Source organism: Pontibacter sp. MBLB2868, assembly GCF_051904785.1.
GTDB lineage: Bacteria > Bacteroidota > Bacteroidia > Cytophagales > Hymenobacteraceae > Pontibacter.
On the sequence record NZ_CP196710.1, the window covers coordinates 4160695 to 4173571 of the forward strand.

The 12877-nt window shown below is 47.5% G+C and carries 10 protein-coding genes; 5 read left to right on the forward strand and 5 right to left on the reverse strand.

What is annotated here, in order from left to right; all coding sequences use genetic code 11:
* Positions 1 to 9: 9 nt before the first annotated feature.
* Both chrA and ACSX1A_RS17785 read right to left on the reverse strand, forming a co-directional pair.
* Positions 10 to 1182, reverse strand: coding sequence for a chromate efflux transporter (gene chrA, locus ACSX1A_RS17780; RefSeq protein ID WP_439880983.1), 1173 nt, complete (start codon positions 1180 to 1182; stop codon positions 10 to 12).
* Between the two features lie 67 nt (positions 1183 to 1249).
* Entirely contained in the window at positions 1250 to 2233 is a 984-nt protein-coding gene (locus ACSX1A_RS17785; protein WP_439880984.1) for an isopenicillin N synthase family dioxygenase, read from the reverse strand.
* 126 nt (positions 2234 to 2359) lie between these two features.
* Between ACSX1A_RS17785 and ACSX1A_RS17790 the strand changes: the two genes are divergently transcribed.
* Entirely contained in the window at positions 2360 to 3199 is an 840-nt protein-coding gene (locus ACSX1A_RS17790; RefSeq protein WP_439880985.1) for a hypothetical protein, read from the forward strand.
* An 82-nt stretch (positions 3200 to 3281) separates the two neighbouring features.
* On the opposite strand, the gene floA is transcribed toward ACSX1A_RS17790, so the two are convergent.
* From floA to proS, 3 genes are all read right to left on the reverse strand, one after another.
* Positions 3282 to 4277, reverse strand: coding sequence for a flotillin-like protein FloA (gene floA / locus ACSX1A_RS17795; protein WP_439880986.1), 996 nt, complete (start codon positions 4275 to 4277; stop codon positions 3282 to 3284).
* Positions 4278 to 4286: 9 nt separating this feature from the next.
* The gene (locus ACSX1A_RS17800; RefSeq protein WP_439880987.1) at positions 4287 to 4760 is read right to left on the reverse strand and encodes an NfeD family protein; all 474 of its coding nucleotides are present in this window, start codon (positions 4758 to 4760) and stop codon (positions 4287 to 4289) included.
* Between the two features lie 197 nt (positions 4761 to 4957).
* Positions 4958 to 6436 (reverse strand): proline--tRNA ligase, encoded by a 1479-nt coding sequence (gene proS / locus ACSX1A_RS17805; RefSeq protein ID WP_439880988.1) that lies wholly within the window; start codon positions 6434 to 6436, stop codon positions 4958 to 4960.
* A 187-nt stretch (positions 6437 to 6623) separates the two neighbouring features.
* On the opposite strand from proS, the gene ACSX1A_RS17810 reads away from it, so the two are divergent.
* From ACSX1A_RS17810 to ACSX1A_RS17825, 4 genes are all read left to right on the forward strand, one after another.
* The gene (locus ACSX1A_RS17810) at positions 6624 to 7841 is read left to right on the forward strand and encodes a hypothetical protein (protein ID WP_439880989.1); all 1218 of its coding nucleotides are present in this window, start codon (positions 6624 to 6626) and stop codon (positions 7839 to 7841) included.
* Positions 7842 to 7860: 19 nt separating this feature from the next.
* Positions 7861 to 9417: an OmpP1/FadL family transporter gene (locus ACSX1A_RS17815; RefSeq protein ID WP_439880990.1), complete on the forward strand. Its 1557-nt coding sequence runs from the start codon at positions 7861 to 7863 to the stop codon at positions 9415 to 9417.
* 173 nt (positions 9418 to 9590) lie between these two features.
* Positions 9591 to 11831, forward strand: a complete 2241-nt coding sequence (locus ACSX1A_RS17820; protein WP_439880991.1) for a S9 family peptidase — start codon at positions 9591 to 9593, stop codon at positions 11829 to 11831.
* A 239-nt stretch (positions 11832 to 12070) separates the two neighbouring features.
* Positions 12071 to 12877 (forward strand): YybH family protein, encoded by an 807-nt coding sequence (locus ACSX1A_RS17825; RefSeq protein WP_439880992.1) that lies wholly within the window; start codon positions 12071 to 12073, stop codon positions 12875 to 12877.

Sequence of the window (12877 nt, forward strand, 5' to 3'; positions counted from 1 at the left end):
TTTTTGCTGCTAGCGGATAACAAAGCCCAGCATCAGGCCTGTAAGTATAAGTATAGGGGGCGGTATTCTGGTGAACATCAGCAGGCAGAAAGTAGCTGCCACAATACCGAAGTTAAGTATGGTATTTTCGATAGGGTGATAAAGAAGTATAGCGGCTGCCACCACCATGCCGGAACTGACGGCGCTGATTCCCTCTAATGATGCGCGCACAACTCTGTACTTTTTCAGTTCGTCCCAAAACCTGATCACGAAGAATATTAAGAAAGTGCCTGGCAGAAAAATGCCTACCGTGGCTACAAACGAACCTAACAGTTGTCCGGCTACGCCAAACCTGCGCATAGCCAGGTTTCCTACAAAAGAAGCGAAGGAAAAGGTAGGCCCAGGAAGCGCTTGTACAATGGCATAACCGGAAAGAAATTCTTCACCGGTTAAATAATGCTTAAAGTCTACAAATTCTGCATACAGCAGCGGGATAAGCACTTGTCCGCCACCAAACACAAGGCTGCCGTTACGGTAAAAGTTCTCGAATAACCTGACTGGTAAAGATGAGGTGATACTACCAAGTACGGCAGCTGTGAGCAGTACGCCCACAAAAAGAATAAAATTAGCCCACTGAATCTTCAGCTTTTTATCCTTCTCCAGGGGGTGTTGCTTAAAACGCAGTGCTGTTACAGCGCCACCTGCTATCAGTAGTGCTGGAAATACCCAGGGCGAACTGAAGAAGTAGGCAAGTATAGCTGAGATCACCATTAGTACCACACCGGTTTTGGTGTTCACTACTTTAGAGCTGATCATATAGGCTGCGTAAGCCACAAAACCAACCGCCATGGGCTGAATGATACGCAGGAACTCCAGGGATATACCCTGATCCTGTAAGTATGAAATAGTGAGTGCGGCTATGGCCATTATGGTTGCCGCTGGAGTAATCCAGACAAGCAGGGTAAGATAGGCAAGGTTAGGCCCACCGATCTTGAATCCAATGGCAGTAATAGTTTGCGTAGAAGTTGGCCCGGGTAGTATGGAGCAAAGGGCATTTAATTCAATCAGCTCCTGTTCCGTGAGATAACGGCGTTTGTCGACAAGCAGCTTAAACATTAGAGCAATATGCGCTTGCGGCCCCCCAAAAGCTGTGAGGGCTAGCATCAGTACGTCTTTTAAAAAGATATAGTAGCGCAGACTCATGGCATAAACATAAAAAAAGAGAGACGGCTTTTACGCTACCTCTCTTTTTTATTATTGCTGTATTTACTTATCCTTTTTTCAAACCAAGCTCCACTAGTCGCTCATTCAGGTACTCGCCTGCAGTAGCATCCGGGTAAGCCTTTGGGTTTTGCTCATCTATGCAGCTCTCCAGGCAGGTAAGATCCATTTCGGAACGCGGGTGCATGAAGAACGGAATAGAGAAACGCGAAGTATGCATCAGCTCGCGTGGAGGGTTAACCACACGGTGAATAGTTGACTTCAGTTTGTTGTTTGTTAATCGTGCAAGCATATCGCCTACGTTTACAACCACCTGCTCTGGCAATGCCGTTATCGGAATCCACTGCCCATCGCGGCGAAGCACCTGCAAACCATCCGCACTGGCACCCATTAGCAGGGTTATCAGGTTGATGTCTCCATGCTCTGCGGCACGTACTGCGTCAGCAGGTACGCTATCTGGGTTCTCGATCGGGAAGTAATGGATAGGGCGCAGAATGCTGTTACCATACTTTACTTTCTCATCAAAATAATTCTCATCCAGGCCAAGGTGAATCGCAATGGCGCGTAATACCTCTTTGCCTGCCGCCTCCAGTTTACGGAACGCCTCCAGGGTTACCTCTTTAAACTCAGGCACCTCCGTCGGGAAGATGTTTGCAGGATATTCTTCTTTGATAGGGTCGGTATCCGGAATATCACTCAGCTCCTGGCCAACATGATAAAATTCTTTCAGGTCACCGGTATTAAAGCCTTTTGCTTTTTCTTTTCCTTTACCTACATAGCCACGCTGGCCGGCAAGTTCCGGGTGCTCATACTTCTCTTTTACCTCATCAGGCAGGGCAAAAAACTTTTTAGTAGCAGCATATAGCTTCTCCGTTAGGTCATCGCTCAGGCCGTGGTTACGTAGTGCAATAAAGCCTATGTTCTGGTACGCCTCGCCCAGTTGCTTTACAAATCGAGCTCTTCTTTCCGCATCTCCTGATGTAAAATCAGCTAAGTCCAGGGAAGGAACCTCATCAAACAAAATCTCGCTCATATAGTTCTCGCTGTATACTTTTTAATAATCTGCACGTAGGCTTATTCAGCTACGCAACGCGTGCAATATACAAAGAAAAATAAAATCGCTAAATTAGCTGTATTGCTAACTAAATAATTTTAAAACATGAAAAAAACATACGTATTATTAGCCTCGGCTCTGATGTTCGGTTTTACCGCCTGCGACTCTACCAAACAGACGCAGGAAATGGGAACAGAAACTCCAAGTGAATCAACAAATGCTGAAGGCCCAACACCTGCAGGCGAGGTAATGAGTAAAGATGGAATCCGTGTGTTTGGCTTCGACGACTCGCCAAAGTTTCCTGATGCACAACTAACGCTCGTAAAGCCGGAGGCAGGCGCAAAAGTAGCGGCAGGACCTGTACAGTTTGTTTATGACCTTACCAATTACGAACTAACCAGCATGACGCCTTCTGAGCATGCCGAGCACATGGCTAATTCAGGTCAGGGCCAGCACATTCATAACATTGTGGATAATGAGCCTTATACCGCCCATTACGAAACTGAATTCACGAAAGACCTGCCGGAAGGAGACCATGTGATTCTTTCTTTCCTTTCAAGATCTTACCATGAAAGTCTGAAGCACAAGGGAGCTTATGACCTGCGCATGGTAACGGCCGGTAATCCTACTGAAAAGATGGAATTTAACATGGAGGCCCCGCACATGTTCTATAGCCGTCCTAAAGGAGAATATACTGGCAAGGATGCGGAACAGGTGATGCTGGACTTTTACCTGGTTAACACAGAACTGTCTCCTACAGGCAATAAAGTGCGCGCGACCATTAATGGAACAGAGTTTATGTTGGATAGATGGTTGCCATACATTATGGAAGGCCTGCCAATGGGAGAAAACACTGTTAAGTTAGAACTGGTTGATAACGAAGGAAACCTGATCCCGGGGCCTTACAACAGCGTAACGCGCACGTTCACGCTTAAGCAGCAGTAAAAGAGATTTAGAAGTATAAATAAAAGCCCCGGTTCTGAAGCAGAACCGGGGCTTTTATTTATATAGGTAAGCAGGCTTGCTGCTACTCCTTCGGCCTGTTAGGGCTTCCTCCACCTTGCTGGCCAGGGTTAGCGATAGAATTCCGCATGTCTGTATCGGACTGGATATTCTGCATGCGGTAATAGTCCATTATGCCAAGGTTGCCGCTTCGGAATGCCGCCGCAAGCGCCTGAGGTATTTCTACCTCGGCCTGTATAACGTTAGCGCGCGCCTCCTGAGCTTTGGCTTTCATCTCCTGCTCTACGGCAACGGCCATGGCACGGCGTTCCTCAGCTTTCGCTTCTGCCACTCTTAAGTCGGCTCCAGCCTGGTCTATCTGTAGTTTTGCACCGATGTTTTCACCAACATCAATGTCAGCGATATCAATAGACAAGATCTCATAGGCAGTACCGGCATCCAAGCCTTTCTGTAGTACCAGTTTCGAGATCATATCCGGGTTCTCCAGTACGCTCTTATGGGATATTGAAGAACCGATAGAGGTTACGATGCCCTCACCCACACGGGCGAGTATGGTTTCTTCTCCGGCACCACCCACCAGCTGGTTTATGTTTGCTCGCACCGTAACACGGGCTTTGGCGATCAGCTGTATGCCATCCTGGGCCACAGCGGCCACGTTTGGTGTGTTGATCACCTTCGGGTTTACTGAAGTAGTAACGGCCTCAAACACATTACGCCCTGCCAGGTCTATGGCGGTGGCCTGTTTAAAGGATAGCGGGATGTTTGCCTTGTCTGCCGAGATCAAAGCCTTGATAACCATCGGAACGTTACCACCTGCCAGGTAATGCGTTTCCAGTTCTGTTGTTGTCAGGTCTATGCCGGCTTTAGTAGAGTTGATCATGGAGTTTACGATCAGGCTTGGCGGCACTTTTCGGATACGCATGAACACTAGCTCCAGAAGACCTACTTTGACACCGGAAAAACGGGCAGTGATCCAGAGGCTTATCGGTACAAAGTATAAGAAAACAATAAGCAGGACAAGTACGCCTGCTATGAGAAATAGTGCTGAAAAGTTTTCCATCTGTTTAGGTTAGCTGATCTCTTCTACTAAGATCTTGTTTTGGTTTAGTTTGATAATGCGAATTGCTGTGTTAGGTAAAATATACTCTCCCATGGTTTGTACCTCGTGATGCCGGTCTGCAAACAAGGCTGTTCCTTGTGGCCTTAAAGCAGACACCGTTTTGCCTACCTCACCTACCTGCAGCGTGTGCGGGAAATCTTCGTTTACCCTGCCCCGGTTCTGTTCTTTCAGGGCAAAGCGGGACCAGCTGTCGGAGCGGAAACTATACACAAAAGCGACGGCCGCTATTAGTACAGTGGCCGCAAGTATAAAATGGCCGGTGGTGGTGCCCAATGCTGTGTAACCGATCCAGATGCCAATACCAGTCAGCACAAACCCCAGCACACCTACTATGGTAGTGCCAGGCACAAAGATCAGCTCTATAATAATGAGCAGTAAGCCAATCCCAATCAATAAAATAACTGTTATCCAGTCGAGGGGCATAATTTCTGTGCTTATATAAGTAAATATAGTAAAATCTAATTGATTGCTGTTGATTATTGTCAATAGCTACTATTTAGTACGAATAAATTTATTGGGTAAACGTGCTGTTGCAGAGGCCGGAAATGAAAAGCGCCACTCCCCGGGTAGGAGAGTGGCGCTTTTTGCCGAAAGGACAATCAGTACAAGGCAGTTGTCAGTTAGTACGCTTTCCCAAAGTACACGCGTTGCTTGCTTGGTTTTCCGGTAAGCATGTCAACACCGTTCTCTTCAGGGGTGTTAAGTGCGATGCAACGTATAGTTGCTTTGGTTTCTTCTTTGATGCGTTCTTCCGTTTCTGCTGTTCCGTCCCAGTGAGCTAATACGAAGCCGCCTTTTGTCTCCAGCACCTGCTTAAACTCTTCATAAGAATCTACTTTAGTCGTATGTTCTTCACGATAAGTCAAAGCTCTGTTAAAGATGTTTTGCTGTATCTCGTCCAGCAGCGCAGGGATGTAGTCGTCAAGCTCGGCAAACTGGTGTGTCGCTTTTTCTTTTGTATCACGACGGGCAATCTCGGCTGTCCCGTTCTCCAGGTCGCGGGCGCCAATGGCAATGCGCACCGGCACGCCTTTCAGTTCCCACTCAGCAAATTTAAAGCCCGGACGCTCCGTATCGCGGTTATCAAATTTTACACTAACGCCTTTGGCTTCCAGTTCGCGCTTCAGTTGGTTTACTTTTTCGCTGATCTGCGCCAGTTGCTCCTCGCCTTTATAGATCGGCACGATCACTACCTGGATCGGCGCAAGGTTAGGAGGGAGTACCAGGCCTTCGTCATCAGAGTGTGCCATAACCAGCGCGCCCATCAAACGAGTACTCACACCCCAGGAAGTTCCCCAAACATGCTCCAGGCCCCCTTCTTTGGTCGCAAACTTTACATCAAATGCCTTGGCAAAGTTCTGGCCCAGGAAATGCGATGTACCTGCCTGCAGTGCTTTACCATCCTGCATCAAACCCTCTATGCAATAAGTATCCAGGGCTCCCGCGAAACGCTCACTTGGTGTCTTTACACCCCTGATCACCGGCAGGGCAATGTACTGCTCTGCGAAGTCAGCGTAAACGTTCATCATTTTTACTGTTTCTTCTATCGCTTCCTCTGAAGTTGCGTGAGCCGTATGGCCTTCCTGCCACAGGAACTCGGCAGTACGCAGGAACAGGCGCGTACGCATTTCCCAGCGTACCACGTTTGCCCATTGGTTAATAAGCAAAGGCAGGTCACGGTAACTCTGTATCCAGTTTTTATAAGTGCTCCAGATAATGGCCTCGGAAGTAGGACGCACGATCAGTTCCTCTTCCAGTTTTGCCGTAGGGTCTACGCGTAGCTTTCCTGGTTTATCCGGGTCTGTTTGTAAACGGTAGTGCGTTACTACAGCGCACTCTTTAGCAAAACCCTCTGCATTCTGCTCTTCGGCTTCGAACAGGCTTTTGGGTACGAATAAAGGGAAATAGGCATTTTCGTGGCCAGTGGCCTTAAACATATCGTCCAGCACGCGCTGCATTTTCTCCCAGATGGCAAAGCCGTAAGGTTTGATCACCATGCAGCCGCGTACAGCAGAGTTTTCTGCAAGTCCGGCTTTTTTCACCAGCTCGTTATACCATAAGGAGTAGTCTTCGCTTCTTTTTGGTAGCCCTTTGCTCATATTTCTAACAATTGTTATTGTATATTGCTATTAATTAATGCTTTTGGAATAGTATTTGCTTCTGCAAATAACATAGGCAGATATCATTCTGGCTCAAAATTACGTTTATTATATTAGACTATTGATAAGGTTTTGCGCCATTGTGTGTTTATCTTTGATATAGAAGAAGTTTTACTACTAGAAGGTCATGAAAAAGTTTACGATACACACAATAGCCCCCGCACTCGCACTGTTGGCGCTGGGCTGCAGCAGCCCAACGGCTATGCAGTCAACAGAGTACGATGACATGTACTACAGCTCCTCAGATAAGACCGAGTATGTAGCTCCAGAGGCAACAGCGAGCACACAATCTTACCAAAACCCGGAGGAGGGAGAAGCTGCTCTTTCTGAAGGTCAGGTGCAGAACCCGGAGTACTCTAACAGAAGTAATGCGGTTAGCGATAACTATTACGGTGACGAGTATTACGATGGCAGAACATATGACCCGCGGGATAATTGGTACCGACCAAACTATTCATATATAGATCCTTATTGGGGGAGCACTTATACGCCCCGCCATTATGCCTATAGTCGCTACAATTCAGCTTTTTACGACCCGTTCTACGATCCTTTTTACTATGACCCCTTCTTCTATGATCCTTTTTATGCCAGGTCTCCGTTCAGGAGTGGCATTTCTATAGTAGTAAGCTACAACTATGGCTGGGGTGGCTGGAACAGGCCATATTATAGCCGCTGGTACCCGAACAATCCGTATTACCACGGCTACTATAGTGGTTACTACAATAATGCTTATGCCGGCAACAACTGGTATTATGACCGACCTATCATCGTAAACCCTGTAAAAACCCAGTATGGCCCCCGCAACGCACGCGGCACCGTAGTTACAGATGGCTCCGGCAGAAACGCGGGCAGGCCAATTCGTGGTGAGGCGTATGAAGGAGAAGTAAAACGTACAGAAAGCACAAGGCCAACTACAGGAAATGCAAGACCTGCGCGTCCGTCCAGGGCTGGTAATGCTACCGTAAACCCGGAAACAGGTTCAGAAACTAAAAATGCCTTGCCTGCACGACCAGGAAGAACAGAATATTATGTTCCGCGTGAGAGCCGTGAACGCTCCACACAACAGCCAGTGAGGGTAGGAGAGCAGGAGCAGCGTGTGCAACCAGTACCGCGTGAACGCAGAAGTACACGTACCCGTGAATATACTCCTGGAACAAGGCAAAGAAGTGAATCGCAGCAAAGGCCTGTACAAACCAGACCAGCCAGAGAGCAGCGCCGTGAGTCCACTCCGCCGCCAACCAGGTCTAATGATCGTCGGGAGAGCAGCAGTTCTTCCTCATCAAGCAGTTCTTCTTCCAGTTCTAACGAAAACCGTGGTGGCGGTCGCCCATCAAGAGGACATTAAATAGAAACACCCCATGAACATGAATAAGATATTTTTGGCCAGCCTGGCTCTTATGCTGGGCTGGGGCGGCAACGCCTTTGCCCAAAACGAGGTGGATGCCCTGCGCTACACCCGCCTGGGAGTAACTGGTTCTGCCCGGATTCAAGGCATCGGAGGTGCGCAGACAGCACTTGGTGCCGATATTTCTACGATCTCATCTAACCCTGCAGGTCTAGGGATGTTTCGGAGGTCGGAATTTAGCATAAGCCCCGGACTTCAGCTTAGCAGCACAGATACCAAAATAGGTGGACTGACTGCTACAGAAGATCAGAATGTGCTTAGTATACCCCATGCAGGTTTAGTGCTCAGCAACCGGAAAGACGATGATGATATCAGTGACTGGCGCGGAGCCAGCCTTGGTATAAGCTTTACCAGGCTGAATAACTTTAACCAGCGCCTGTCTTACCAAAACACTACTGAGCCCCCAAATACCATTGTGGATTATTTCGCAGACCAGGCAAATGTGAATGGCAGAACAGAGAGCGAGTTGGATGCTGAGTTTGGCAATTACATAACCCTCGAAGGACTGGCATACGGTACTTATCTGATCAATTTTGTGGATGAGTTCGGGAATCCGGTATCCGGTGTGCGGCCAATTTACAGCTTGGGTACTGTAGACCAAAGAGAAGACATTAAGCGCAGAGGTTCGCAGAACCAGTTTGATATAGGTATAGGCACGAGCTATAAAGATAAGTTGTACCTCGGAGCATCCCTGGGTATTCTCACAACCAACTTTACCCAGGAGAGCATCTTCCGAGAGTCAGGGTATTATGTAGATCAGTATGATGAAACTACTGGCGAAGTGATACTGGACGGTGACTACAGCCTGGAACTGCGAGATGAGTTTACGACCCGCGGTGCTGGTATCAACTTAAAAGTAGGTGTAATAGCCAGGCCGGTGGATGCCCTGCGTTTAGGGCTTACCTTGCAAACACCAACAGCTTATACTTTTACAGATACTTACCAGCGCTCCTTATATGCAACTACTGTAAACCCAACTTCTGGTGCCCCTGAAACCAATAGCGCTATTGAACTACCAGGTGAATTCACCTATAATTTAACTACTCCGTTCAGAGCGTCTGCAGGTGTGGCGGGCTTTATTGGCAAGTATGGCTTCGTGACGGCAGATGTTGAGTTCGTTAACTATAGCAATATGCGCTTCTCAGAGAGCGGTGATGACTTTGGAACCGTCGGGGAATATTTTAGCAGCGTGAACAGCCGTATTTCTGATACGTACCAGTCGGTGGTAAACTATAAATTTGGAGCGGAAGGGCGCTTTGATATTTTCCGGTTACGCGCCGGTTATGCCCACTCCGGAGATCCTTATAAAAATGCTTCGTTTGACGGCAGTATTAATGCAGTTACACTCGGTGCGGGTGTTCGCCTGAAAAACTATTATGCTGACATGGCCTATGTGCGAAGCAACACTGAAAGCCGCTACTCGCCATATACGTTTAGTTCTGGTGGCGGAGAGCCGGTAGTAGATATCAAAGAGCAACAGTCAACGCTGATGTTCACGATCGGTTATAACTTCTGATTTTAACTACATTATACTTGAAAACGGCAGCTCCGGAAAGGGCTGCCGTTTTTTTTTATTTTCCAATGTTTTCTGCTCCTGCTACTCGTCTGGGTATGGTTTTGGCTTCTATCTATGGCGAAACAATAATATTCATTTAACTTAGGGGTTAGCTAAACCTTAAATTCAAACACATGCATATCAAACTACGAACAAACCTTTTGGCTGCTGTTCTACTCTGCATCGCTTTTGTGGCGCAGGCGCAGCAGAAAAAGGATATTACCCTGGAGGACATTTACCAGAAGGGCACTTTCCGCTCACAATCGGTTTATGGCGTAAACTGGATGAACGACGGCCGCTACTACAGCTCCCAGGTGCCTGACGAGAAGAACAAGGTATATGATATTGTGAAGTATGATGTAACCACCGGTAAGCCTGTGGCAACCATCATCGAAGGGGAGAACCTGAAGCCCGAGGGAAGCGATCAGCCTATCCAGTTCGATGACTATACGTTCTCTTCAGACGAGAAAAAGGTGCTGTTCTCAACGGATACAGAGCAGATCTACCGCCGTTCTTCCAAAGCAGATTTCTACATATACGACATAGCTTCTAAAAAACTGTCCAAGCTCAGCGATGGTGGAAAGCAGTTATATGCTTCATTCTCGCCGGATGCTAAGCGTGTTGCTTTTGCCCGCGACAACAACATGTTTGTAACGGACTTGAGCAACATGAAAGAAACCCAGATAACCACCGATGGCAAGTTCAATTCCATCATTAACGGTTATTCTGATTGGGTGTACGAAGAGGAATTCAGCTTTGCCAAAGGTTTCCATTGGTCACCAGACGGTAAGAAGATCGCCTTCTATACGTTTGACGAAACCAACGTGCCGGAGTATAACATGCAGATGTGGGGTGAGCTTTATCCACAGGATTATAAGTTCAAGTATCCGAAAGCCGGCGAGGCCAACTCTAAAGTAAAAGTATCGGTGTATGACGTAAATAGCGGCAAAACCGTGAAGATGGACACCGGCAACGAGGAGGATATTTACATCCCCCGCATCAAATGGACCAACGATGCCAACCTGCTTTCCATCCAGAAAATGAACCGACTGCAGAACACGCTGGAGATTCTGCATGCCAACGCTACTACCGGAAAATCGGAGGTGGTATTGAAAGAAACCGATAAAGCCTACATCGATGTAACCGATGACCTGACTTACCTGAAAGACGGCAAGCATTTCATACATTCTTCAGAGGTAGAAGGCTTTAACCACCTGTACCTGTACAACATGAACGGTAAACTGGTGCGCCAGATCACGGATGGTAACTGGGAGGTAAGTGAATTTGTGGGCTACGACGAAAAGAACGACCGCCTGTACTACATGTCTACGGAGGTTTCTCCGCTGGAGCGCCACCTGTACAGCATCAACAGCAAAGGCAAAAAGAAAAACCGCTTAACTGAAAAGTCTGGTACGCACCGCGTGAACATGAGTAACGACTTCAAGTACTACCTGGATTATTACTCTGCCGCCAACGAGGTGCCAACTGTAAGCCTGCACTCGGCAAAAGATGGTAAGCTGATAAAGGTGCTGGAGGATAACCAAAAACTGAAGAATACGCTGGCGCAGTATGATATTGCCAAGCAGGAATTCTTCACCATGAATACGCCCGATGGAACGAAGCTGAACGGCTGGATGATCAAACCAACTGATTTTGACCCGAACAAAAAGTACCCTGTGCTGATGTTCGTGTACGGTGGCCCGGGCTCACAGACTGTAACTGACAGCTGGGGTGGTACCAACTACTTGTGGTACCAGGTGCTGGCCGATAAAGGTTTAATTGTGGTAAGCGTGGATAACCGTGGTACTGGAGCACGTGGTGCCGAGTTTAAGAAATCGACTTATGCTAACTTAGGTAAGTATGAGATCCAGGATCAGATTGATGCAGCGAAGTGGTTAGGCAGCCAGCCTTATGTAGATAAAGACCGCATTGGTATCTGGGGGCATAGCTTTGGTGGCTACATGACGCTGCTGGGCTTAACAAAAGGAGATGGTGTGTTTAGAGCAGGTATTTCAGTGGCTCCTGTTACCAGCTGGAGATTCTACGATAGCATCTATACAGAGCGATTCCTGAAAACACCACAGGAGAACGCTGCCGGTTACGATGATAACTCTCCGCTACAGTTTGCTGATAAACTAAAAGGCGACCTGTTGCTGATACACGGTACAGGTGATGATAACGTGCATTTCCAGAATGCTGTTGCAATGCAGGATGCGCTGATAAGTGCTAATAAGCAGTTCGAGAGCTTCTACTATCCGAACCGGAATCATGGCATCTATGGCGGCAATACGTACATTCACCGCTTTAAAATGATGACTAATTTCCTGGAGCGTAAGCTGATCAACCCGGATAAAAGCGGTAGTCTTAACCAATAATACAAGGGTATTACTTTCCCGCACAAATGTATAAAAATGGCCTGCCGGTTTTGGCAGGCCATTTTTTGTTTACGGGGGAGCCGGTTTGCGCAGCAGCAATTACGTTAACGCAGCGGGCGTTAGCATAAGTATAGGCTTTTAAATGGTGTAAATGCTTAAAATTTAAGTGGTTGTAGGTATCAGATATTTATTTTGCTTTTATATTTGACTTTTATTTTGCCACGCTAAACCCATAAACTATGAAGATTACCACATCGCTTTTCCTGGCACTTTTACTGTGCGCATTCCAGTCTGCGAACAATACCCGCGATAAGGCTTTAACCAGCCTTGCCGATGCCGAGCGAAACTTCTCGGCTACCTCAGAGGCCAAAGGTTTTCACCAGGCTTTTGTGGATAACATGGCCGAAGATGGTCTTGTATTCGCCCCAAAACCTACTCACGGTAAAAAATTGCACGCACAGGCTCCTGAAAGTCCTATGCTACTTACCTGGTATCCTGCTTACGCCGATATCTCCAGCTCTCTGGACTGGGGCTATACTACCGGACCATACCAGCTCAAGCTTAAACCAGAAGATGAGAAAGCAGCGGCAGCCGGATTTTACCTGTCGGTGTGGCGAAAGCAGCCAGATGGCCAGTGGAAGGTGGCCGTGGATCTGGGTAATTCTTTTTCTCCGGGTCTGCTGAAAGAAGAGGCATACCAGCCTTTAATGGCTAACACTAAAGAGAAAAAAGCAAAAGGCTCTAAAGAAGACCTATTGGCAAAAGATGTGCAGCCTGTACAGCCATATTTTGATGAAACGCTGATCTACCGTGAAGGTGAGTATCCTTACAAGTATAAAGATGGCGTAATTGAGCCAGCCTCTAACGTAGTGTACTCGAACTTAGGCCATGAGCTTTCTCCGGCAGCCGACATGGCGTACACCTATGGCAGCTACACCCAGCCTACAAGCAAGGGAGAAGAAACAGGTCATTACCTGAAAGTATGGAAAGTGGTAGATGGGCAGTGGAAGCTGGTGGCGCACAACCTGGTGCCCGACAGGAAATAA